General features: G+C 66.6%; 11 protein-coding genes. 6 read left to right on the top strand and 5 right to left on the bottom strand.

The window, feature by feature from the left end:
* Nucleotides 1–33: 33 nt before the first annotated feature.
* The gene (locus tag H7A19_14220; GenBank protein MCP5475985.1) at nt 34–6075 is read right to left on the bottom strand and encodes a hypothetical protein; all 6042 of its coding nucleotides are present in this window, start codon (nt 6073–6075) and stop codon (nt 34–36) included.
* Nucleotides 6076–6290: 215 nt separating this feature from the next.
* Nucleotides 6291–7643, bottom strand: coding sequence for a Zn-dependent exopeptidase M28 (locus H7A19_14215; protein MCP5475984.1), 1353 nt, complete (start codon nt 7641–7643; stop codon nt 6291–6293).
* A gap of 150 nt (nt 7644–7793) precedes the next feature.
* On the opposite strand from H7A19_14215, the gene H7A19_14210 reads away from it, so the two are divergent.
* Both H7A19_14210 and H7A19_14205 read left to right on the top strand, forming a co-directional pair.
* Entirely contained in the window at nt 7794–9569 is a 1776-nt protein-coding gene (locus H7A19_14210; protein MCP5475983.1) for a sel1 repeat family protein, read from the top strand.
* Between the two features lie 15 nt (nt 9570–9584).
* On the top strand, nt 9585–11774 hold the full coding sequence (locus H7A19_14205) for a hypothetical protein (protein ID MCP5475982.1): 2190 nt from the start codon (nt 9585–9587) through the stop codon (nt 11772–11774).
* A gap of 114 nt (nt 11775–11888) precedes the next feature.
* Here the strand turns inward: H7A19_14205 and H7A19_14200 are convergent, their stop codons facing one another.
* A complete protein-coding gene (locus tag H7A19_14200) occupies nt 11889–14324 on the bottom strand; it encodes an ABC transporter permease (protein ID MCP5475981.1) in 2436 nt (811 codons plus the stop codon).
* Nucleotides 14325–14566: 242 nt separating this feature from the next.
* Between H7A19_14200 and H7A19_14195 the strand changes: the two genes are divergently transcribed.
* From H7A19_14195 to H7A19_14180, 4 genes are all read left to right on the top strand, one after another.
* Complete coding sequence (locus tag H7A19_14195; protein MCP5475980.1) at nt 14567–20002, top strand: hypothetical protein; 5436 nt, start codon at nt 14567–14569, stop codon at nt 20000–20002.
* 139 nt (nt 20003–20141) lie between these two features.
* Entirely contained in the window at nt 20142–20615 is a 474-nt protein-coding gene (locus tag H7A19_14190; protein ID MCP5475979.1) for a pyridoxamine 5'-phosphate oxidase family protein, read from the top strand.
* Nucleotides 20612–21589, top strand: a complete 978-nt coding sequence (locus H7A19_14185) for a type II secretion system F family protein (protein ID MCP5475978.1) — start codon at nt 20612–20614, stop codon at nt 21587–21589. Before H7A19_14190 ends, H7A19_14185 begins: the two co-directional genes overlap by 4 nt.
* Entirely contained in the window at nt 21589–22485 is an 897-nt protein-coding gene (locus H7A19_14180) for a cation transporter (protein MCP5475977.1), read from the top strand. The genes H7A19_14185 and H7A19_14180 overlap by 1 nt, the downstream gene beginning before the upstream one ends.
* A 47-nt stretch (nt 22486–22532) precedes the next feature.
* On the opposite strand, the gene ccmI is transcribed toward H7A19_14180, so the two are convergent.
* Both ccmI and H7A19_14170 read right to left on the bottom strand, forming a co-directional pair.
* Complete coding sequence (ccmI, locus tag H7A19_14175) at nt 22533–23825, bottom strand: c-type cytochrome biogenesis protein CcmI (protein ID MCP5475976.1); 1293 nt, start codon at nt 23823–23825, stop codon at nt 22533–22535.
* Nucleotides 23822–24412 (bottom strand): cytochrome c-type biogenesis protein CcmH, encoded by a 591-nt coding sequence (locus H7A19_14170; GenBank protein ID MCP5475975.1) that lies wholly within the window; start codon nt 24410–24412, stop codon nt 23822–23824. The genes ccmI and H7A19_14170 overlap by 4 nt, the downstream gene beginning before the upstream one ends.
* Nucleotides 24413–24434 lie beyond the last annotated feature (22 nt).

Here is a 24434-nt window from a genome sequence, read left to right as displayed (position 1 = left end):
TGGCCCCAATCCGTGCATCGCTCGCGCTTCGTTTCACTGGACCACCACCCGATCCGACGCGCTCCTGCCGAAGGTCTCCGGCTGGTACATCTCCTCGGCCTTGGCGGGCGGCACCACGAACTCGCCGGGGGTGGTCGCGCGGGCTTCGTAGCGGTAGCGGTAGACGCCGCCGTAGAGCAGGGCGGTGAAGGCTTCGACCCGGTTGTCGCGCAGGTTCTGGTGTTGGTACCAGGGGCCCCACCACCAGCTGGCGGCGCGGCCGCCGCGTTCAAACGGTCCTGGGTTTCCGGGTGGGGTGGCACTGGGCGTGAGGTCTGGATTGATGACTTCGAGGCCTGCCGGCAGCGGGTCCACCAGGGCCACGTGGTAGCGGTTGGCGGTGGCGACCATGGTCAGTTCGACGGCGATTCGGGCGCCGGCACGGATCTGCCAGCTGCCGTCGGCCAGGCGCTGCACGTCGGCAGGGTTGTCGATGGCTTCATAGCGGCGTTCCACTTCAAAGCCATGCTGGGCGGCGTCCAGCTGCAGCGAGCGCGGGGCGTAGTCCATGCCGATGCGGTAATACAAGCGACCGGGGCCGTCCTTGGCGATCAGCAGCGGCCCGAGCGGGCTGTGCTCGGACAGCCACTGCATGGGCACGTCGATCTGGTGGCGTTCGGTGCTGCGACCGCGGAAGGCGTGCTCGCCGGCAAAATCATTGCCGAGCCAGGTGCGGGCGACGAAGTCAGGCGTGACCGACTCGAAGGTCTGGAAGTAGCGATCCAGCGCCAGCAGCACGAAGACATTGTCCTGGGTGTTGGCCCAGCGCCCCTGCACCCGATGCGCCTGCAGCCCGGACACCAGTTTGGGAATCAGGTCGGAGTCGGGTTGGTCGCCGATCATTGCCTCCAGGATCACCGCATCGGCGCGCCGGTCCGAGTGCAGGATCAGGTGCTCGCCGTCGCTGTAGCTGCTGGCGAAGCTGGCATGGGCGGCGGTCTCGGTGGTGCGGTTCAGCAGGAAACGGCGGATCTGCGCGACTTCGGCAGTCGAGGCCGGATCGCTGGACATCACGCCCAATAGCCAGCCGAGTGACTCGAAGTTGAGCGCGTCGAGACTGCCGGCCTCGGCGATCAGACGGCGCGCGCGCGCCGGGTCGCGATCGCCATCGAGGGCGCGCACGTACAGGCCGTAGGCGATGATGTGGCGGCGGGCGCTGTCTCCGTAATAGCTCGGGATATGCTGCTCAATCTGACGGATGTGCGCCAGAGCCCGTTGCAGAGCTTGCGGCGAGCCGAGATAACCCTTGTCCCGGGCGCGGATCAGCGCATGGGTGGCGTGCAGGCTGATGTACGGCCAGGTTTCCTGGCCGGCACGCCAGAAGGCGAAACTGCCATCGGGGTTCTGCCGGGATTCCAGCAGCTTGAGATCGGCCAGCACGGACTGCTCGATCGCCTCGGGCGTGGCCAGATCCTTGATCTCGAAGGCCTGCAGCAGATCACGCAGCGCGGTGGTGGCAATCACCCGCGAAGCGAGTTGCTCGCTGCACTCGAAGGGATATTGATGCAGATACAGATAGGCATCGGTCAGTGATTGCAGAGCCGTGGACGTGGTCGTGACCGAGAGTCCGCCGAACTGCGGCCACACCGCACCGGGCAGGGCAATGGGTTGTTGGGTGGAGCCCTGGTCGATGACGCCGTAGGTGGCGAAGGCCTCGGTGGTGGCGGGCGTCCACACCGGCAATTGGCCGCTGGCGGCGTCGGCGAAGCCCTGGGTGGCGGCGGCGATCTGGTAACGAGCGGTGCCGGCCTCGTCGGCGGCCATCGGGAAGCGCACTTCGACCCGATCGTTGGCGGGCACCGAAACCGAATAGCCGAGGGCGCCGCTGGACTTGAGATTGCGCGCGTCCAGTGCCAGTTGCACCGACAGCGGCGCGTCGGTCTGGTTCTGCAGGACCACCGGGAACTCGAAGCGGTCACCGAAGTTGAGGAAGCGCGGCGGACTCGGCCGCAGCATCAGCGGCAACCGTGCCGTCAGTTGCGATTCGCCGATGCCAAAATGGCTGGCGCCAGACACGGCCACTGCCATGATCCGGTAACGGGTGAGATTGTCCGGCAACTTGAACTCGGCGCTGACCTGGCCGCGCCCATCGGTCTGCAGTGCGGGCACGAACACCGCCAGCGGATTGAAATCGCTGCGGATGGCGATCGGGCTGCTGTCGCTGCCGCCTCCCGGGGGCGCGGGCGAAGGTGGCGGAGGTGGAGGTGGCGCCATCGGTGCGGCCATTGAGCGCATCATCGGTGCTGCGTCCGCCACCGCCATCGCTACCTCCGGCGGCGCTTCCTCGGGCGCCGCAGACGCGTCGCTGGCCAGACGCACGGTCGGGCGCAAGTGATAGGCGCGCAGGCCGGCATCCCGGAGCTGATAGAACAGATCCATTGGATCGGCCAGCTCATAGCCGCCCATCGCGAGTATCGCTTCGTCGACCACCACCAGGGCGATTTCGGCGTCGGCCACGGGCTTGCGGTCCGCACCACGCACCGTCAATGACACGCGCGTCTGTGCCCCGGGCGCCAGCGCCGATTGCGCCGGTTGTACGTCCACATCGAGACGTCGTTCGGCGGTCGACAGCTTGAGCATGAGATCGCCGACGGCCTGTGCCGGGCGTGGTGGAGACTTGGCGGTTTCATCGCCGGCGCGCGGGCTGTTGCCGACCACCATCACCGACAGCTCCACATTCGGCAGCCACTCGCTCTTGATCGGAATCTCCAGCGTGTGACTGCTGCCTTCCAGCTTGAACTGGCGCTGTTCGAGCACGCCGTGGCGGCCGAGCGTGAGCAGGCCGTAGCCATCGGTGAAGGGCGCCTGCACCAGGATCCGTGCGGTGTCGCCTGGGGCGTATTGATCCCGGTCCGGGATGAACTGCAGTTCCTCCAGATCGACGTTGTCTACCGGTGGCCTCTGGCCGCCACTGACCCAGCGCAGGATCTGGCTGACGTTGTGCCGGCCGGCGGCATCGGTGGTGACGGCCGTGATCCGGTACTGGCCGCCCTGGGTGGTGTCCAGCTGGCACTGCGCCAGTCCCTGAGCGTCGCTGCGCAGCTCGCAGCGCTGCGGATCTCGCAGCACTTCCTGATACTCACCGGCCTTGTAGAGCCAATCCACGCGACCAGTTTCGACCGTGACCGGGCGGTCGCCCACGGCCTTGCCTTCGAGGTCGACCACGATCAGGTCCAGACGCAGCGGCTGGCCACGTTCGACGAAATAGCCATCGGTCTTCATGCCCACGTAGACGGCGGCCGGATGCACCAGCGTATTGGCATGCGCCGTCCAGGTCTGGCGATTGACGTCCTGCACGTTGCTTTCGGCGGTGATGGTCAGCGGTCGCGGCAGCTGGTAGCGATCCAGCACGATGGCCAGATCGTGGTGGCCACTGGCATCGGTCTGTCCGCTGAACTGGATGCTGGTGCTGGGGCCCGTCTCCGGGCTCTGGCGCCACCACAGGCTCTGGATGCCGAAGCTGTAGTCGCTCTGATTGGGCGGGTTGTAGTTGGCGATGGCGGCGTTGACGGTCCAGGATACCGGGGCGCCGGGCAGGGCGCCGCCCGCGTAATACTGCGCTGAAGTCCGCGCCTGCAGCAGCTCGCCGGCAAACACCGTGGCCTCGATGAACTGGGTGTCGACGGCGAATTCCGGCGTGCGGAATTCCTGAATCTGGAAGGCGTGCTGGAACTCGGCGCCGTCCAGTCCGTCGCCGTCCTGCAGTTGCAGACGGACGCGGGCGCTGCCCAGGTTGGGCGTGCCCGGCAGCTTGAAATCGAGCGCAAAACCGCCCAGGGCGCCGAGCTTGGAATCGCCTTCGGTCAGGGTGTTGCCGCGCGAGTCGAACACGCTGTAGCGCACCAGGCCGCCGGCCTTGGGCAGGCCGAGGCCGCCATCGGGGCGATTCTCGATCTGGCGTAGCCAGCCCTTGAGATGGACTTCCTCGCCCGGCTTGTACAGGCCGCGGTCGTCGAACACATGCCAGCGCCATTGATCCTGGCTGGGGCGCTGCTGCCAGTCACCCCAGCCGCGGTAGTTCGGGTTCTCGGGCAGGAAGGACAGATCCTCGCCGAGGCGAGCTTCCAGGCGGGCGCTGTCCGGCTGGCCCTGGGTCTGCCGCTCCGGCAAGTCCAGTCTGGCCAGTCCGGCGGCGTCGGTATCGGCCTGGTTTGTGGTCGGCAGCAGACGCAGGCTGACGCCCGGCAGGGGCTGGCCGTCGCTGAGCCGGGTCGCCCAGGCGCGCAGCTGTCGGTTGTCGAGGACTGCATCGAGGCCGATCCCAGTCACCTGCAGCCACACGGCAGTGCCGGGACTGTAGTCGGACAGGCGCGCTTCTCCGAGGGCCTTGGCGGGCGTGAGTTCAACCACCAGATGGCCATGCGCCGACTTCAGCCAGGGCTGCAACTCCAGCGTGGTCGCGGTCAGGGTTTCCATCGTGGCGTCGATGTCCAGGGTCTGCTCCGCCAGCAGCTGTCCGGGCAGGCGCCGCGGCTGCTGCCGGTCGTTCTTCCATTCGCGATCAGCCGATTGCAGATAGGCAGGCCAGTCGCCCGGCTGCACCTTGAACACGCGCAAGCTGATCTGGCTGAGGTTGATCGAGTGGAAGACGAAACGCGGCGGTCCCTGAGGATCCACCGTGATCAGGCCATCGCCCGGGGCCAGCAGCACGGCCGGGCTGGCGCCGACCTTGAACTCGAACCGGCGCTCGCCGCTGAGCGACTGTCCGTGTACATCGCGCAGTTGCGCGGCCAGTTCCACCTGATAGCTGCGCAAGCCGGGTTTGTAGCCGTCGATGCTGATGAAGTTGCCAGTGCCGCGAATGGTGGCGCCGTCAAAGGTCGGCTTGACCCGGACCAGTGCCTCGAGGTCCTGGTCTTCGGCCAGCGCATTGCTCAGGCGCAGGCTGAAGTTGTCGTTGGGACCGCAGTCGCCACGCCAGCCACAGCGATGCTCGACCACCGTGAAGGCGCCGAAGGTGGTGAAGCTGAACGCCTGTTCCGCGCCGGTGAGGCGCGGCCCCTCGGCCGACGGCGCGCCCGCGGCCAGTACCACCTTGACCTGGGTGGCGGTCGGCAGTGGCGCTTCCGGTATCACCACCAGCGTGCGCTGCTGATCCTGACTCTGCCACTGTGCGGGCAAGGCGCCTTCGGCCTTGATCTCGGTCTCCTTCGCCAGGCGCAAACGCGGTCCGGGCTTGCCTTTGGCCAACTCCAGCCGAAGGAAGGGCAGCATCGTCGCCGGGTCAATGCGCTGATCGAATCTGAGCCCGATCAAGGGCTGCAGGCGCACGCCAGGACCATTCGGAAACTGGCTCTGCAGTACCGGCGCGGGCGTGCTGAACTGCCAGGCCGTTGCTGCGGCCGGGGGGCTGCCATCGGCGGCGCGCGCGGCCGGGTCCAGCTGCAGGCGGAACTCAGTCGCCATCGGCAGGCGCGCGGCCTCGGGTTCGAACAGCAGCGTGCGCGTACCCACCCAGCGCCACTGTCCGGGTACCGCGGGCAGCATCTTCAACGGCACGCCGGTGGCGACACTGTCGTCCTGGCTGGTCACCGCGATCATGGGTCTATCGAAACTAATGCTGACCTGGCCGGCGATGCCGACTTCGCCTTCGGGACCGTAGCGCAGCACCTCGAAGGGCCCCTGGGGGGCGGCCGCCTGCGGTCGCTCGCGCTGCTCGGCCGGCGGGAAAGGATCCTGTACCGTCACACCGGTGCGCGGCGGCGGCTGGCTGCCGGCGCGCAACGCAAAATCCTTGCGGTCGTCGGCTTCGGCCTGCAAGGGCTGCAAACGGTCCAGCAAGGCCCGCGCCGTGGCGTCCGGCAGTGGTTGGGCGTCGGCCAGCGGCGGTCGTTGATACGACTGTTCCGGCGGCTGGCCATCGCGGACGCTGCCGGGGAAGCCGTCCAGATGCTGCAGATCGGCGGGAATGCCCAGATGGCTGCTGCCCGTATCGCTTGGCTGACTCATGCTCTGTCCCTGGCTGCTGTCGCAAAGGCTGGCAACGAGGCCGATGATCAGGATCTGCCGCATCCAGCCCATGGGTCTAGGGATCATGCGTCCGGCTCCACGTCAGTGCAGGGGGCAGTGTAGCCCGGCTGCTGGTCGAGTTGAGCGATCAGGCGTTGGGGCTCAACACGAATGCGGACACTGCTGTTGTCACCAGCCCGGTCACTGGTTTTCTGAAACTGCAGATCGGTCGCCCGGTCAGCGCGGAGGAACTCAAGGCGCTGGACCAGTGATGACGGATCACCGGATCAGAATGGGGTGAATCAGAGCCCTTCGAAGCCGTCCGCAAACAGCGGTGTCGCAGCGCTCGCCAAGCCGGCAATCTCGGCCACGACGGCCACATTGGTCTTCAGGATCGCCGCGCCCATGGTCAATGCGTTAGGGCCCATGTTGGCGGGTGTGTCAGTGCTGCGGTGGTAGTGCGGGTAGATATCCCAGTCGTTCTCGATCGCCAGCACCGCCCGCGCGCCGGCGTTGAGATAGGGCACGTGGTCGGAACCGAAAGGATTGGTACTGGTGATCACCGCCAGCTCCGGCACATAGGTGGCGGCTGCGGCGCCGATCTGGGTCAGGTAGGCACTGTGGCTGGCGGAGGTCTCGTACAGGGCTTCCAGATTGGCGTCGGCGCTGTAACCGATCATGTCCATGATCACCACCGCATCGACGCTGGTCAGCAGTCCGGCCTGAATCAGCGACTGCACATGGGCGGCGCTGCCGCGCAGTCCCTGTTCCTCGCCGGCGTAGCACATGAACAGGATGCTGCGGGCGGGCTGCGAGGGCAGCAGCGCCCGCGCCATTTCAATGACCCCGGCACAGCCGCTGGCATTGTCCTCGGCGCCCGGGGTGTTGACCGTCGAGGTGGAGCTGCTGTTGCGCGAATCGTAATGCGCACCGACGATCAGCCAGCGATCCGGTTGACTGCTGCCGATCCAGGCGCCGGTGACGTTGTAGCGCGTGATCGTTCCGCCGCCGGCGCCGTTCATGGTGAAGGCCTGCAATCCGTCGCCGAGCCCGAGCGCCGTGAAGCGGTCACGGATCCAGTCGCGCGCGGCATCCAGCGAGGTCGTACCGTAGCTCGATCGATCCCAGCCCGCCAGGGTCTGCACATCGCTGAACCAGCGCGCGGCATCAATGCGATCGACCACCTGTTGCACTTCGGGGTTGGCCGCGCCTCTGAATCCCTGTGAATCCAGGCGGTATTGCCGAGCCAGAACGGTGTTTGGCTGCACCGGCTGCCAGGCGTGTGAATCCGCCAGTGGCAGCGATTGCCGCTGCTCGGCGGGCACCTCGCGCAGCTCCCAGCGACCGCCGCTGGCGAGCAGCCTCCCGGCTTCCGGTGAATGCTCGCTGCAGCCACGGGCGCGCAGCATCAGATCCGCTGGATCGACCTCGTCGAAACGGGAGAGGACGGTGAGCGAGCCGAGTTCGCGGGCCAGCGCATCCGTCGGCCCGATGATCACCATCTGCAGGCCCATCTCCAGCCACCAGCCATCGCCCGGAATCTGCTTCAGACGCTCAACCTGCGCCGCCTGCGCATGCGAGATGTCGACCACCGTCAGCACCTCTGCGGTGGCGATGGGAGAGACCAGCAAGAGCAGGCTGAGCGACAGTTTCATCCAGGTGCCATGGCAGGTTTGGAAGGCAAGGGGGACAAGTTTCGTGACCGCGACGCTGACCTTCGCAGACGCTTTCCGCGAGGCAGCTCACCCAGATTGTTCGGAGGATAGCTGGTCTGGCGCCTCGCCGGCGCCCGCCTGGAAGACTCGATGGGTGTGCCTATCGAACTTTGGTGGCCCGGCAACTCCTACGCCACCAACGGCAGACCGCGGCCGAGTTCGGGCGCGCTGGATTGGAATTTCCACGCGCAGCTATGGGAGACTCCGCGCCGAATTGACAATTGTGACAAATTCTTCGTGACCCTGAATCTGACGGCATTGTGCTACCTGCGAGCCTGGGAGAACGATCTGGCGATCACCGATGGTCTGGCCCGACGGGATCAGCTGCAGGCACTTGGGCTGGACTATTCGCTGGCCAGTCTGGCGCGCATCGATGGTTGGCTGACGGGCGCCCGTACCAGCAGTCCTTTTTCCTTCGACCAGCTCCTGGCCGATCGCGGGCTGCAGAACACGCTGCACCTGTTGGCCTTCTATGCGGGTGAAGTTGTTGCCCGTGCTCTCGGGCGACATCCCGAATGGCACGATGCCGCCGCCGAGGTCATGCGCGATGAGGACCCCCTGCGCCTGTTGCGCGGCTTTCGGGCCAGCGCCGTGTGCCACTACGCCGGTGCCGGGACCGATGGCGAGTGGTTTGCGCCGCTGGAGCCGATCATCGATCGCTTGTTTGCCAACACCGGGGATGCCAGCCTGGCAGCGTTGGCTGCCGGCCTGGTGGCCGGGCACGCCACGCAGCTCCGATCCGATGAGCCGCTCCCGGCCCTGCCGGACCCTGGTTGGCCGATCGGGCTGTCGGGCCAGATGCCCCGGCTGGAGGAGCATGAGCTCCAGGCCTTGATTCCGAGGACACCGGTTTGGGTGTCTTTCCACGATGACCCGCTGGGCTATCTGTACGCCAACGCCGAGACGCTGCTGCGCGGGCGGCGGGTAGTCTGGGCGGCGGTGGTGCAGGCCAACAACGATCTGTTCAAGCCCAAGTTCATCTTTGCGGCACCTGGCGATGTGGTCTACGACCCGGCCGGGCGCGCCGATGGCCGACAGCTCCATGAAGTTGCCCGCCTGCTGGCGCAGCAGAAGTCCGGCGAACCCACGGATCCGGATCTGGCACGTTATGCCCGACATCTGCGCGCCGAGACCACGCGGGTGTTTGGCGAGGACGTGTCGTCGTCGGTCCTGCCTTATCCGCTCAAGGTGTCGACCACCAGTTTCGACCAGTTGCAGCTGCCCGACGGCATGCTCAGCATGGCGACCCTGCCGGTATTGATTGACGAGCGCTGTCCTGGTGCGGTGTTGCCCTTGCCGCAGTCGCTGTGGCCGGAAGCGCTGCGCGAGGACTGGCTAGCCGCCGGCGAGCGGCGGCACGGTTTCCGCTTCGATCCGCGGGCTGCACACCGCGAACTGGTCAAGGAAGCCGAGCGCCAGCGTGAGGCCGATGCGTGGCCGGATCCGGCGACCCAGCTGTACGAGGAGGGGCTGCTGCATTTTCACGGACGTCGAGGGCTGGCCCGCGATCTGACGAAGGCACGCGAATGCTGGGAAGCGGCGGCGAAGATCGGTGAGGGCCACCCGCTGGCCATCAACAATCTGGCCTTGATCTACGGTGAGGGCCTGGGTGTGCCGGTGGACACCGCGCGCGAGCTGCAACTGCTGACGCGTATTGCCCAGCGTGGCGTGGCCATCGGCCAGCTCAACCTGGGCAAATTCCATCTGCGCGCCGAAGCGTACGCGCAGGCACGGATCTGGCTGCGGCGGGCGGCCGACCAGGGGGAGGTCGAAGCCCTCGATCTGCTCAACACCTATTCCAGGGCCATGAGCAAGTCCAACGGTGGCGGAGTGCTCAGCCGCCTGTTCTCGCTGATTCGCCGCTGACCAGGAAGACTTGCCATGAACACCCATACCCACACCGGTGCCGAGCCGCCGCCGCGCATCAGCCGCGATGAACTGTTCCAGGATTTCTTCAAGCGCCCCACCCACGGCGTGCGCGATCTCTTGCCCCGCTACGACGGCGATCCCGGAGAGCTGAGCGACCGCCTGGTCGCCGCCATCGGCAAACAGGATTCGGCCACCAAGCGCGCTTTCGTCAGTCTGGTGGTGCTGTGGCTGGGGCGACACGAAGGCCTGCCGACCCTGATGGATGCGATGCAGGACGATGAGGCGCGGGTGTTCGTGCTCGACGAATTGCGCCGCAATCGGCAGTTCGTGCTCGGGGCCGACGGTCGCTTTCAGGGCCTGGCGTTGACGATTGCCGATCTGGTGCAGGCGCTGGTACCGGCGCTGCGAGCACCGGAGCTGCCCGGGGCCGACTGGGCGCGGCGCTATTGCATCGAGCACGCCTTCGATCTGGCCGCCCCGCATCTGTGCACTCTGTTCGACCATCCGAAGCTGAAGGTCGCGGAGCAGGTCATTGAAGCCTTTGCCCAGCACGATCGGGACGATGGCCTGGTCGAGGCACTGCGCACCCAGCTGATGGCGCCCGCGGTCGACGAAACCCAGAAGGAAGCCGGTCGCTTGACCACGCTCTCTCATCTGCTGGGGAGCTGGGCGCGGCGCTGCCTGAGGCCGGATCTGAAGCAGCGTCTGGGCACTGCCTGCGTCGACATCATCAAGGACGCGCTGGCCTCGGATCAGGTCAATGAGCGGCTCTGGCCGAAGTCGCAGAACCGACCGCCGGCCGAGCCCCTGCTGGCCGCGATCGCCATCTGCAGGCCACCCGGCGCCGAAGCCCTGTTGCGCTCGATGCTGGTCGATGGCCGCCTGCTCGCCGTCCTGCGAGCCAGCGCCCTGTGTGCGGCACAGGATCTGCTCGGCGCGGCACCGCCGGAGCGGGCCGAGGTGATCCGGGACCTGTTCGCCAACGACGCGCCCATGCGCGCCGATAGCCAATTGCTGGAGGCGTTGGACCAGCGCCAACTGATCAGCACTGACGAGTTCCTGGCTGGCTTGTCCTGTCCGGCCTGGGCCGCGGCCCTGATCTACCTGCTGGAGAATCGCGCCGACGATCGGCTGCAGAGCAGCGCCCTGGGCGAGGCCTTGATTGGCGCCTTGCCCGGGCTGCTGGCGCAGGTCGGGCGGGCACCGAATGCCAGCGAAGCCGTATTGCGCAATCTGGGCCAGCCTGCGCACCGGGCGCGCCATGAGTCGCAGGTGCGTGATGCCCTGCACACCGCACTGGAGCGCCTTGGCCCGACCCAGCCGGACAACCGCGAGCTGCGCTCCAGACTGATGCAGCAACTGGCGCGTTTTGGCGAACTGCAGCGCCTGGATCTGGACGCATTGCCGCCCTGGGAGGCCATGGCGGCCCATTGGGCCCGCGCCGGCATCGACCTCAAGCGTGTGGCAGCGGTGTTGCACGCTGAAGGCCTGATCGCGCCCGTGAGCGAGGATCAGCTGGCGGCGCTGGACACACTCGACACCGAGTACGAGCACCCCTTGATCGAGCTGTGCAGTCTGGGCGGCCGGCCCTGGCACCAGCAGATCCTGGTCGATAGCGGCTACGAGCACGCCCACGACCGCCTGTTCGGGGATCTGGCCAAGCTGGTGGTCCCGCCTTTGCCGATCGAGGAGCTGCGGCAATCCGGGTCCATGACTTTCACCGAGATTTCCCCGAACGCAGCGGACTTGGCCCGCCAGCCGGGCAGCGGCTACGGCGAGAACTTCGCGCTGCTCGAAGGCGTGCCGTTGATGAGCACCGAAGGCAGCCGCCAGCAGGTGCATTTTCGCTGCGGCGATCAGCGGCAGCGTTTCGTCGTCTATCCGAAATCCAGCTGGATGGATGCCGATTCGGTGCTGGTCGCGATCAATGCCTTGCTGGCCCAGCTGGGTCGGCCCGAGCGCGTCCATCGCTTTCCGCACTTTGCCGACTGGGGCTATGAGGCCGCGCTGTATTGGGCCGGCGATGCCGCTGCATTCGAGCGCGCGCGAGTGCAATTGCGATTGCCCGTGGACGGCCCGGACAGGCTGAGCCCAGGCGAGGGACTGGCCAGCGTGCTGTTGCCGGACGAGCCCATCGCGCCAGCAGCACCGGTGCACCTGTATGCGTGGACCCTGAGTATTCCGCGGGCAAGCGGGGCCTGACCTCAGGCCAGTCGTCGCCGGGGGCTGGCTGCCGGTGCGCCCTTCGGCTTCCGGGTAGGCACGCTACTCCGCCCGCAAGGCCTCGGCCGCGCCGACGCAGCCGCTCTATCGGTCCTACTCGGCTCGAAGTGCTTCGACAGGGTCAACGCGCCCGGCCCGTCTGGCCGGCAGCCAGCTCGCCAACGCAGCGGTGCCGAGCAAGGTCAGAGTCGCCGCCAGCAGCGCCGTCGGATCCGTGGCGGTGACACCGTAGAGATAGGCGCGCAACACCGGCGCAGCCACCGCGTAAAGCACGAAGCCCATCAGCACCCCGCCCAGCGTCAGCACCAACCCCTGGCGCGCGACCCACCAAGCGACCTGCCTGGGGTCGGCGCCCAGCGTCAGCCGAACGCCGAACTCGCGGGTGCGCAGGGCGACCATGTAGGCCATCACGCCGTAGAGCCCGATGGCACCCAGCAGCAGGACGACGATGGCGGCGCTGGTCATCAACGTGAGCATCAGCGTCAGACGCGCGGTAGATGCCCTGAGCGTTTCGCGCAGGGTCTCGACCGCGAAGACGGGTACGCTCGGATCCATCTCGCGCAGGATCTGCCGGATGGCAGGTACGACAGTATCGAAGGGTCCACCGGCCCTGACGATCAGAGCCATGTTCCGTGGTGCACCCGCTTCCAGACTGGCATCGCCGGCTACCACCGGCGGTCGGTAGACCAGAGCGGTCGGCTCCTGGGTCAGATCGCGGTCGCGCACGTCACCGACGACCCCGATGACGGTGTAGCTCGGGCCGGATGGTGCAAGCGTCATGCGTTTTCCGACCGCCGCGGACCCGCTGGCATCGCCGAACAGGGTCGCGGCTGCGGTCTGGCTGAGGATGATGTCCTCGCTGGGCTCCAGCGCAGGACGCCCGAAGTCCTTGCCCGCCAGCAGCGGAATCTTCATCGTCGCGAAATAGCCGTCGTCGACCACATTCAGGGGCAGGGAGCGGCGCTCGCCTTCGATCACGAAGGCCCGATCCAGGATCCAGCCGCTGCCGAGCGGTACCTGCTTCGCCAGCGCGGCGGAGCGGACCATGGGCAGCTGGCGAACCCGCTCGACCAACTGCGAGTAGAAGACCAGACCAGCCGCTTCGTCATAGCGCGCGTAAGGCAACTGCGTGCGGATGGTGATGACCTCGTTGCTGTCGAAGCCTGGATGCACCTGAGCCAACTGATGAGCGGTGCGCAACAGCAGGGCCGATCCGACCGACACCATCAGCGCGAGGGCGATCTGCAGCACCGTGATGGCGGCGCGCAGTCGCTGCCGGGCTTTTCCGGTGGATGTCCCCCGCCCGCCATCCTGCAATTGACTGGACAAGACACCGCCGCCCAGTCGAAGGGTCGGGAGCGCGGCGCAGATGAGCACGCCAACCAGGGTCGCCAACGCGATAAAGGCGATGGTCGGCAGCCCCAGGCCCAACTCGGCCAATCGAGGAACATCCGCGGGCCCGAAGGCCACGAGTGCGCGCACCGCAGCAAAGCTCGCAATCACCGCAAGCAAGCCGGCGAACGTGCCCAGAATCAGCGATTCGCCGAGAAAATGACTGGCGATGCGCAGCCGGCCGGCGCCGAGGGCCGCGCGTATGCCCAGCTCCTGCTGGCGACCATCGGCGCGGATCAGCATCAAATTGGCCGCATTGGCCCAGGCGACCAGCAGCACCAGCCCCGCGGCTGCTGCCAGCATCCACAGCGTGCGGGCAATCGGCTGCGTGACCTTTTCCAGCAGCGGAACGACCATCGGTGAAGGTTTCAGGTCGGTCAGCCAGGCGGCTGTCGACTGGCCGGAATCCAGGGTCGGGTAGTTCTCCGCCATTCTCGGCAGGAGTGTGGCCAGTTCGCGCTGGGCCTGCTCGGCGCTGGCGCCGGGGGCAAGGCGGGCCACGGCGCTGAAAGAGAAGTCGCCGACGCTGCTGCTGTCGCTGAACTTGACCGGAAGCCAGATTCGCGTGTCTGCCGTGGGGAAGGAAAAGCGTGCCGGCATCACCCCGACGATCTGGCGCCTCACGCTGTTGACCGTCAAGGTCCTGCCGATGATGTCGGGTGCCGCATGGTAGCGATGACGCCACTCGGACTCGCTCAGGATGACCGCATCGGGCCCACTCCGCAGCTGTTCCTCGGCTGAAAACGAGCGCCCCAGAATGGGTGCAACCTGCAGCAGAGGCATCATCGATGCCGTGACCCAGGTGGCGACGACGCTCTCGGCGACATCGTCGACCCCTTCGCTCCAGACGTTGCTGCTGCCAGTGCGGTACAGGGCGAGGTCATCCAGAGTCTGCGCCGACTGCTGGTAGGTGAAATAGAGTGCTGGCGGTTGCGGGATGCCGAGCTGCTCCGAGGTCTGCAGGCCGACGCTGACCAGGCGATCGGGTTCGCCGTAGGGCAATGGCGCCAGCAGCACGCCATGGACGACGGCGAACATTGCGCCCACCGAGGCCAGGCCCAGAAACAGGCTGAGGATCACCATGACGGTGAAGCCCGGGGTGCGTTTCAGAGATCGCAGGGCGTAACGTAGCGTCATCGATCAGCGGCCTTTACGGTCCACGCCATTCTGAAGGCGCTGAGTGCCGGAATGCCGCATTCAGCCGCTGGCAATTTGCCGGCAGCTTGGGGGTAGTCGCACACATCCGATGGGGCGCTTCGCAGGGCGGACGGCGAATTCCGCTGCGCAGCCATGGTCAAATCGCAGGCTGGCAGCACACGCCTTGATTGGCGCCGCGTTAGCGGGCAGCCTCGCCAGATGGCTCAGCGGAGTTCACCAAGATGACCCCGATTCTCCTGCTGACGGCGTCGGCACTGATTGCAGCGGGCGACACGCCCACGGTCAACGTGCAGCGCGATGAGGGGAGCATCCGCCTTGAGCTCGATCTGGGGCGGGAAGTTCAGCCCTATGCCAGCGGCAGGAGCAGCGATGGCAGCTTGATCCGGACCACGCCAGCCTGGCCCTGGGAATGCTGGATCAGCGATCTTTCCGAGATCCACTGCATTGCCCCCAGAGCCGAAGTGCCGGCGGCCACACCTTTCCGGGTCGAGTTGACGGCACCTTTGTACGACCGTAACGGTGAGCGTCTGGCGGAGCTGGCGCTGGAGGCGGATACCGGCGCCCCGGAGATTCGTCTGGAGACACGATGGGCCGGCATCGAGCCTCGCCTGGTTGCCAGAGCCGACCAGCCGATCGACGCTCAGAGCCTGCAATCGGCACTGCGTATTCGCCCTGAGGGTGATGCTGGCATCGGCGCGGTCACGGTATCGCCGTTGCCAGAAGAACTGCTTCAGGACTACGAACGCGGCAGCGACAATGAGCAGCGGCTGTTCGAGTTGCATCTGGATTCGCTGCAGGCGGGTGCGCGCTACGAGTTGGCTGTCGACGCCGGTGTGCGCAGTCTGGAAGGACCTCTGCCCGGCCTTGGCGATGGCGATCCGATCGCCATCGAGATGCCGGATGCACTTTATCTCGAATTGAACTGTGGGACCTCGATGTGGGAACAGCGACAGCCCCCGTGTGATCCCGGCAAGGGCGCGGCAGTGCGCTTCCACGGTCAACCCGATGAGGCCAGCTTGTCGGCGGCAATCGATGCCTTGAAGACTGCGGGCTTTCAGATCAACGGTGAGTTGGACCGCGTTTGGGGCGGGGGCTACGGTCCGATCCAGTTTCAGTTGAATCTGAACGATCTGAAATCCAGTCAGAGTTACCGCGTGGTGCTGCCGGCGCTGCGCGACAGTCGGGGCAAACCCGCCACGCAGCAATCCGAGCTGACGCTCCAGACCGGCCAGCGCAAGCCGCGCATGACGATGGATCCGTCGGTGGTGCTGGCGCCATCCAACCCGGTGTTGTGGCTCAACGGCGTACGCCGTCCCACCTTGACGCAACTCTGGCTGGATGCTGCTGGCGAGCACCATCAGCAGCGTTCGCGCCCCTGGCGCTGGCGAACACCCGCTGATCCGATCAGTGTTGCCCTGCCGAAACCGCCGGTCGCGCTGACTCGTCGCGGCGGCGTCGAGTGGTTGCGTGCCAACGAGGGTGTGGGCCGGGTCGCGGGCTTGCGCCTGCACGCGCCTTTTGCCGTGCATGCGCTCACCGACCGCAAGCGTACCTGGGTCTGGTTGACGCGTTGGCAGGACGCCAAACCCTTGCCCGATGCCCAGGTGGATGCGGTGCGCATAGGCCGTGATGGCCAGCTGGAGGTGATTGTCGAGGCGGTGCCGAGTGACAGCAGAGGCCTGGCTGAACTGGTGCTCGCCCAACGCCGGTACTGGAACTCGGCCGACAGCACGCCCTGGTTGCGGGCGCGCTTGGGGGCACAGACGGTGTATTTCCCGTTGTCCTTCGCGGAAGGACTGACAGATAGCGGCGACTTTTACTACGGCGCGAATTGGGCTCAGGGCGAGCTGCGGGCTTTCGTGCTGACCGACAAGCCGATCTACAAGCCCGGCGAGCGCGTGCGCTTTCAGGCCTGGGTGCGTCGTCGCGATGGAATCGGAGCGCAGGCACTTGACCTGCCGGCATCGCTGCAGATCGGTGTTCGTGCGGAATCCAGCTACTACGATTCGCCGGTTGGTCAGGAATTCGCTGTCGGCGACGGTGGCATTGTCAGCGGAGAGCTGCAGCTGCCAGCCAACGCCGGCGACGACTACTATGTCTGGGAGATCCACGCCGACGATGATGAAATCGAATCGACCTCGAACTTTCTGATCAGTCGCGGTGAACCACTGACTCTGGCGGTGGATCTGCTGGATGCGCCGATGCAGATCGAGCCCGGCACGTCGACCGAACTGAGCTTTTCGGCCAGATACTTCAGCGGCGGTCCCGCTGCCGGATTGCAAGTCGGCGCTCATGGCATCACCCGGCCCGGATTCACCGATGAAGTGTTCCCGGATTGGCCGGGCTATACCTTTGCCAACGGCAGCAGCGACGCCGAGCATCCGGACAATTGCGCCGACAATGACCGCGAACTGGCCCGCTCGGTGGAATTCGAGGCGGGTTCCAGCGACGGCGAGGGTCGCACCAAGGCGCGGACGGTGGTTTCGCTGGCCTGCGACTTCGGCATCCTCGAAATCGCAGCCCGCGCCGAGTTGCCGGGGCTGGGTGCGGCCTATGGACCGACGCGCCGACTGCCCTTGCGCGCCGATCGTGATTATTTGGGCGTGCGGGTACTGGCCGAAGGCGACGGGCACAAGCGACAGGCTCGCGCGGTGCTGCTGGATGGCGCCGGCAAGGCGCGCGGTGGCGCCAGCGCGGTCCTGCAGATCTCCGAATGGAAAGACGCCCGCTGGCACGCCCTGCAGCCATGCACCCTGCGTGCGGATGGCGAGGACCACTGCGAGTTGCCTGCCGGCCGCAATGTGCGCATCGAGGCGCAGGCGGCTGCAGCGCGACCGGTGACGCTGGACGACTGGGCCTGGGGCTGGTCAGGTCCTGGGCAAGACCAGCTGGCACTGAGCGCCCGATGGGACGGCGAGCGATTGCGCTACCGTGCGGCGCATCCCGGCAGTGGCAGCGCGCTGCTCAGCATCGAGCAGGGCAAGCTGGTGTCGGCGCGCGTGCTCCGCTGGAAAGACGGCCTCATCAGCGGGGAACTGGATGCCTCCGATCTACCCGCGGGCAACTTCGATCTCGGCCTGTTGCTGGCGCCAGCGGCGAATCGCGATACACCACATCCGCAGGCCTCGAGGGCGCGCACTCGCGTGCTCGGCCGCGCCGAGGCCGCCGTTGATCGATTGTCCCTGGTCGCCGTGGGTGACTCCTTCGAGCCCGGACGCCGGCAAGTGCTGCGGATGCACAACCAGGGCAACACCGAGCTGGATGTGGCTCTGACCGTGGTCGATGACGGCCTGAACGCGTTGGCTACCGATATTGATGCCGAGCGCGATCCGCGCGATGGCCTATGGCGGGAAGCGCTCGACAACTTCGAGCCGCTGACGGCCACCAGTGTCAGTCATCTGCAGCAACGCAGCGTGTGGACAGATTTCGAAGTGTCGCCGTATTCGAATCCGGTCGTAGCCGGCGACGAGGATTTCGATACCGACCAGATGGAAACGGTTGAAGTCACCGGTTCGCGGATCATGGCCGATGACGCCTATTTCCAGTCGACGGCCAGCCAGCCCGGACGTCGCGCGCCGGAACTTCGGCAATCCCTGGCCGAGGCGCTGCGTCGTTTCGATCCGGTGGTGCGACGGCAGTTCGCGGCACAGGCGCATTGGCAGTCCGGACTGCGACTGGCGCCGGGCGAGACTCGCGACCTCGAGATCGCCTTGCCCGACAATCTGACCGCCTGGCGCGCCGAGGCCGTCGCCTTCGCCAGCGACGGCCAGGCCGAGCGCCAGCTGCTGACACTCAGGTCCGCGCGGGCACTGGAGGTGCGTCCGAGCCTGCCATCCGTCGTGGTGGCGGGTGACCGCGTGCAGGCCGGCACCAGTATCTACAACGGCCAGGATCAGGCGCTGCAGGCCTCGGTCGAACTGCATTGGCTGGGCCCCGCGCTGCGCCAATCGCTGCAGCGCGATCTGCCACTCGGCGCGCGCGCAACCGGCGCCGTCGACCTCATCGCCAGCACGCCTCAGGCCGGCAGTCTGCAATTGCTGGCGGCCGCCAGCGCCGGAGACGCACGCGACGCCGCCCTGACAACGGCGCTGGTGGCTACGCCCACGCGTATCCGCAGTTCCAGCGACAGCTGGTGGTTGCCCGCGGGACAGGCACAGACGATCGACCTCTCGGCCTATCAGGGTGGCGATAGTCTGCGCCTGCGCATGGGGTTGAATGAGGTGCCGATGCTGTCGCTGTGGTCGCAGCGCATGAGCGCCTATCCCCACCGTTGCTACGAGCAGATCCAGAGCCGCGCATTGGCCGCAACCCTGCTGCGCGAGAGCAGGCCGGATCTGGCGGATTGGGTCGACGAGGAGCTCATCGCCGCGCCCTGGCGCGAGCGTGGAGCCCATCTCGACGGCAATGGCTTGCCGGTGTATTTCGACCCGCAGGTCGAATATGCCGACGATTTTCTGCCGGCCTACAGCGCCTGGATTGCGGCCCGGCTGGTCAAACTGGGACGATCGGCAGCGGCGCTACCGGATGGTTCCCAAGGTGCGATGGTGGCCCATCTTGCTGTCGCTGCGGAGCGAGCAATCGAGCGCAAGGACTGGAGTCTTGCGGCCATGAACCTGCGGTCCTTGCGCATCCTTGGCCAGCCCCGGGAGCAGCTCGAATCGAGCTGGTGGCAGGCGCGGCCCGAGTTTCGGCCGCTGGCGGTTGCAGTGGCGCTGGAATTCCTTGCCGCGCAGCCTGACCCCGAGCGCCGGAAAGCCTTGCTGCAACAGCTCGATGAATGGGAGGCGGGCCGAACCGTCGTCAAGCCACGCAAGGAAGTGAATGGTCCGTTCATCGACCACTCGGCCGCGGCCCATTGCTCGCTGGTGGCAGTGATCGCGGACATGCCCGGCGAACAGGCGCGGGCGCGGCGCTGGTTCGACGGCGTGGCCAGCCAGTATGGCGATGCCGTCGGTAACGACAGTCTGGCGCTGGCCGTGTGTATTGATGCCGGCTTGCGCCTGTCCCGTGCGCTGCAAGGCCAGCGCACGCAGGCCAGCGTGGAGCTGCAGCTGGGCCGCAACCGGCAGATGTTGCGGCTGGACAGCGCGCAGCCGAGGCTGGATCAGCCACTGGAAGCGATGGCGGGCGTCGACAGCCTGCGCCTGATCAGCGATACCGATCTGTACATCGGTCTGGATGCCACGCGGACCATCGACGCCCGCGTGGCCACGGCGCAGCGTATGGGGGTGACCCTGACGCGTACACTGGAGGTGCGCCGCGGTGAGCAATGGGTATCGGCGCCAGCGCGGCTGCAACGTGGCGATTGGGTGCGGGTACGCCTGTTGCTGGACAGCCCGCGCGCGCTGGACATGCTGTCGCTGGAAGAATCCGTGCCCGGCGCGCTGGTGCCGATAGACACCACGCTGCAAGCCGTTGCCGATCCATGGATACGCGCCCAGGACCGCAGCAATCCCTGGTTCTTCGTGCGCCAGCTCGGCCAGCCAGTTTCGCGCTTCTACGCCACCTGGCTGCCGCCGGGCCGGCACGAACTCAGCTACATTGCCGAGGTGCGCTATGCCGGCGAATACGCCTGGCTACCGGCGGTATTGACGCCCATGTACGGTCGTGTTCAACGTGCCGAAACGGCAGCCTCAAGCCTGCGCGTCGACCGATGATCTTGCGTGACCGATGATTCGTCGGCTCAGGAGGCTGGAATCGGCACTCGATACACCGAGCTGATTCCAGCGCCCGGCGGTTCGCATGCTTGGCGCAGTGTGTGAGACTGCGCTCTGCGATTCCGGAGCCACCCTGACCGTGCAGATCGACTCCATCGAGCAACAGATCCATCGGCTGCTGTCGGCGCAGCTGCAGGGCGTCATGGCCACGCAGCAGGACGCGCAGCCCTACACCAGCCTGATGGCCTTCGCCCACACCGACGATCTGCGCTACCTGGTGTTTGCGACCTTCAGGGAAACCCAGAAGCACGCCAACCTCATGAGCAATGCGCTGGTGTCCTTCCTGATCGATGACCGCAGCAATGATCCTGTCGACTATCAACGGGCGACGGCGCTGTCAGTGTTCGGACGGGCGGTGGCCATGGTGGCCGACGAGCGCGCGGCCTATCTGTCACTGTTTCTGGGCAAGCATCCGGGTCTGCAGGACTTCGTCGCATCACCCGATTGCGTGCTGATGCGGGTGGAAGTGAGTTGCTATCGGCTGGTCAGCGAGTTCCAGACGGTGCGGGTGTTGCGCATGGAGTCGCCGCCGCCGACGGTCGATCGTCCATGACTCGTGGTCCGCTGACGGCGTCCGAACGCGCCGAGGTGCATGCACAACTGGCGGCGCTGGAGCGTGCGGGTTTGCCGGTGGCGCAGGCGGTGGGCTTGCTTCGCGGCTCAGCGGCGCAGCAGTCGCGGTGGGCACCGGTGCTGGCAGCGCTGGGCAAGGGCCGGAACCTGGCGCAGGCCACGGTCGGGCTGTTCACGCCGTTGGAAACGGCAGTCTTGCGTGCCGCCATCGAGGCCGGCAGTCCGGCAATTGCGCATGAGCGCCTGGGCGCCGCGGCGGCGGCGCAGGCTCGCCGCAGCAAGCAGATGCGGGCGCGCTTGCTGTTCCCGCTCGCGGTGTTTGCATTGGCACTGTTCCTGTTACCTTTGCCGGCCCTGATCGCCGGGAACATCGGTGGCGGTGCCTATCTGATGCAATCGCTGGGCCGGCTGCTGGCGCTGGCCGGGATCATGGCCGTGCTCCAGTACGCGGCCCGGCGCTACGCCCACGGCTCCGGCGGCTCGGGGCGGGCTGCCCTGGAGTCCTTGGCGCTCAGGCTGCCGGTGCTGGGCGAACTGATGGTGCGGCGCCAGGCGCAGGTATTCTTCGAGAATCTGGCGCTGCTGCTGGGCAGCGGCGTGGCCATGTTCGATGCCGTGCCGGTCGCGGTCGACACGCTGACCGTGGAAGCGGTTCGCGATGACTATGGCCAGCTCTTGCCGCGACTGCAATCCGGGCAGACACTGGCCCAGGCGGTCAGCGCGCTGGCCTATCCGGGCAATTCTGCGGTGGTTGGCATGATCGCCACCGGCGAAGGCAGCGGCGAACTGCCGCAATTGCTGGCGCGCTACGCCCAGGCCGAAGGCAAGCTGGTGGCCGAGCGCACCGATACCCTGGCGACCTGGATTCCGCGTCTGCTGTACGTCGTGCTGGCGGTGTGGATGGCGCAGGGAATCTTCGCGGGCTTCGCGCCGGTGACTCGGCCGGACTATTGATGACCGCGCACGCACACCACCACCATCCGCCGAGTCCCGAGTCCACCAGCCGGGCCTTTGTCATCGGCATCTCGCTGAATCTGATCTATGTCCTGGTCGAGGCGTGGTATGGCTGGAAGACGGGTTCCCTGGCACTGCTGGCCGACGCCGGGCACAACTTCAGTGATGTCATCGGGCTGGTGCTGGCCTGGGCCGGCGCCGCAGCGGCGCGATTGCGCCCCGATGAGCGCCATACCTATGGCTGGAAACGTGCCAGCATCCTGGCGGCCTTCTTCAATGCCTTGCTGTTGCTGATGGCGATGGGTGCGCTCACCTGGGAGGCCTTGCAGCGGCTGACTGTGCCGGCGCCGGTGCCGGGCATGACCCTGATCTGGGTGGCGGGCGTCGGCATTGTCGTCAACACGGCCACGGCGCTGCTGTTCCTGCGCGGGCGCGAGCACGATCTCAACATCCAGGGTGCCTTCCTGCATATGGCGGCCGATGCGCTGGTATCGCTGGGTGTGGTCGTTGCCGGTGTGCTGGTGCTGGCCTTCGGCTGGCAATGGCTGGACCCGCTGCTGAGTCTGGCCATCGCCGTGGTCATCGTGGTCGGCACCTGGGGCCTGTTTCGGCAATCCCTGCATCTGCTCTTCGATGGTGTACCCGATCAGATCGATCTGGCCGAGGTGCGCGGTGCGCTCGAAGCCCTGCCCGGAGTCGAACGCGTGCACGATCTGCACATCTGGGCCATGGGCAGCACCGAGATCGCGCTCACCGCGCACCTGATCCGGCCTGAAGGTCCGCCCGAGGACGATTTCTACCAGCAGGCATCAGCGTTGCTGAATGCCCGCTTCCATATCGATCACATCACCCTGCAGGTCAACCGGGCGCCGTCTGAGGTGGCCTGCGGGCAGTAGGCGAGACGCCCGCCTACCGGCAAACCATTTGCCGCCGGCCCGCGGCGCTATTTGACCGTGCTGATGACGATGTCGACCTTGCCGGCAGCACGCCAGTCGAGCGCGGCGCTCAGGCCCTCCAGATCGCCGGGCGACGCTTGTGCATTGCCGGACTTGGACACACGGGCGCCAATGATCACCCTCGGGAACTGCGCCAGCGACATGCCCGCGATCATGCCCATGGTCTCGTCCAGACGGATCGTGATCGGCAGCTGGCTGGCGGCCAGTCGCTGGATCGCCAACGGCGCCGGCGGCCCGGCCTCGGCGCGGGCGAACACAAACAGCACATCGCTGGGTTGAATGCGGGCGGCCAATTCGGGGGCGATGCTGACGTTGACGTCGATGCCGGCCGCCGTTGCGCTGCTGGCAGGCGCCGCAGATGCGGCAGCTGCAGCGGCCACGGCAGGCGTTCCGGTCGGCATCGCTGGCAGCGCCTGCGGCTCCTTGCCCAGTTGTCGGCGTACCACATTGAGCTGTTCGACCACGGCTGACTGCGCCGGTGTGCCTGGTTCCATCAGTGCCAGCAGCTTTTCCCAGATCGCTTCGGCGGTCTCGGGATCATTGGCCTGCGCCCGCGCCAGGCCCTTCAGGAACAGCGCGTTCTGGTTGTCCGGTTGAACTTTCAGTGCGCGGTCGACCAGTGCTTCCGGTTCGCCAGACAGCGATCGTGGCGACGATGACAGCCCCAGCGCCTCGGCCGCCTCGGCCAGCACATCGGCATCGTCATCGATCAGCGGCAGAGCCTTTGCGTAGGCGGCGCTGGCTTCGGGAAAGCGCTCGATGGCCCGATAGGTGCGGCCAAGCAGCACCCAGCCCTGACCGTCTTCGGGATTGTCCTTCATCTTGGCTGCCAGCGAATCAGCCGCCTTGGCCAGATCCGGGGCATTGCTGGTCGAGGCGCCGCCGGCGGCATCCGGCGCAGCGCTGGCGCTGATACCGGCAAAGGTCAGCGCATGCGGGGTACCGATCTTCTGGTACAGCCACAGCGTGGTCAGCGGAATCAGCAACACCAGGATCAGCGCGGTGGCACGCGCCGCCAGCGTGCTCCGTGCCGGGTTGCTGGACGGGCTGTCGATCAGCGCCAGTGCGGCGGCGCTGAGAGCCTGCTGCCGCGTCTGAAAGCTGGCGTCATCGATCAGCCCGGAGGCATGGGCCGACTTCAAGGCGTCCAGCTGCTCGCGCAGCAGGGCCGTCTGAGTGGCGATGGCACCGGAGCGGGGCTGGCGCAGCAAGGGCCACAGCAGTACCGCCAGCGTGGCCAGGATCAGCAGCGCTGCAAGAAACCAGAAACTGAAACTCACCAATCCTCCTCATCCCGTGCCTGATTGGCAGCCGGGGCCGCGGCGACACCGCGGCGTTTGCGCAAATGGACCACCAGCGCCGTGGCGGCGCCGGCAAGAATCAGAAAAGGGCCAAACCACAGCAGCCAGGTGCCGCTCTTGACCGGTGGCTTGTAGAGCACGAAGTCGCCGTAACGTGCAGTCAGGAAATCCTTGATCTGCGCGTCCGACTGGCCTTCGTTCATCATCCGGAAAATCTCTTCCCGCAACTGCCGGGCGATATCGGCATCGGAATCGGCCAGGGTCTGATTCTGACACTGCAGACAGCGCAACTCGCGCAGCAGATTCTGAAAGCGCACTTCTTCGGCTCGATCCTCGAAGGGCATCGGGTCGATGGCGAATGCGGGCAAGGTCGCGAGCAGCAGCAACAGTGCGAGGCCGAGGCCCCGGACCCAAAGATGGAGCGGGGCAGGGGGCAGGGGGCTGTGGGCACGGGAAGAACAGGTGCTGGCAACGTCCGGAATAGGGTCACGGCCCAACCAGAAAGGGATTCCGGTGGATTCGTGGCCCTCAGCGTCTCGCGACGCGGGGAAGCTCTCTTGCCCCATGCCCCGTGCCCCTGTTCTCTGC

The sequence above is a fragment of the Rhodanobacteraceae bacterium genome, from assembly GCA_024234055.1.
Classification (GTDB): Bacteria; Pseudomonadota; Gammaproteobacteria; order Xanthomonadales; family SZUA-5; genus JADKFD01.
Note: the sequence above shows the minus strand (reverse complement) of the source record. Positions and strands in the feature narration are given on the sequence as shown.

Excerpts from the sequence above, each read along its gene's own strand:
- H7A19_14195 (MCP5475980.1), top strand. The coding sequence starts at position 14,567 with ATGACCCCGATTCTCCTGCTGACGGCGTCGGCACTGATTGCAGCGGGC.
- H7A19_14200 (MCP5475981.1), bottom strand. The coding sequence starts at position 14,324 with ATGACGCTACGTTACGCCCTGCGATCTCTGAAACGCACCCCGGGCTTC.
- H7A19_14220 (MCP5475985.1), bottom strand. The coding sequence starts at position 6,075 with ATGATCCCTAGACCCATGGGCTGGATGCGGCAGATCCTGATCATCGGC.
- H7A19_14180 (MCP5475977.1), top strand. The coding sequence starts at position 21,589 with ATGACCGCGCACGCACACCACCACCATCCGCCGAGTCCCGAGTCCACC.
- H7A19_14210 (MCP5475983.1), top strand. The coding sequence starts at position 7,794 with ATGGGTGTGCCTATCGAACTTTGGTGGCCCGGCAACTCCTACGCCACC.
- H7A19_14185 (MCP5475978.1), top strand. The coding sequence starts at position 20,612 with ATGACTCGTGGTCCGCTGACGGCGTCCGAACGCGCCGAGGTGCATGCA.
- H7A19_14215 (MCP5475984.1), bottom strand. The coding sequence starts at position 7,643 with ATGAAACTGTCGCTCAGCCTGCTCTTGCTGGTCTCTCCCATCGCCACC.
- H7A19_14205 (MCP5475982.1), top strand. The coding sequence starts at position 9,585 with ATGAACACCCATACCCACACCGGTGCCGAGCCGCCGCCGCGCATCAGC.
- H7A19_14170 (MCP5475975.1), bottom strand. The coding sequence starts at position 24,412 with ATGGGGCAAGAGAGCTTCCCCGCGTCGCGAGACGCTGAGGGCCACGAA.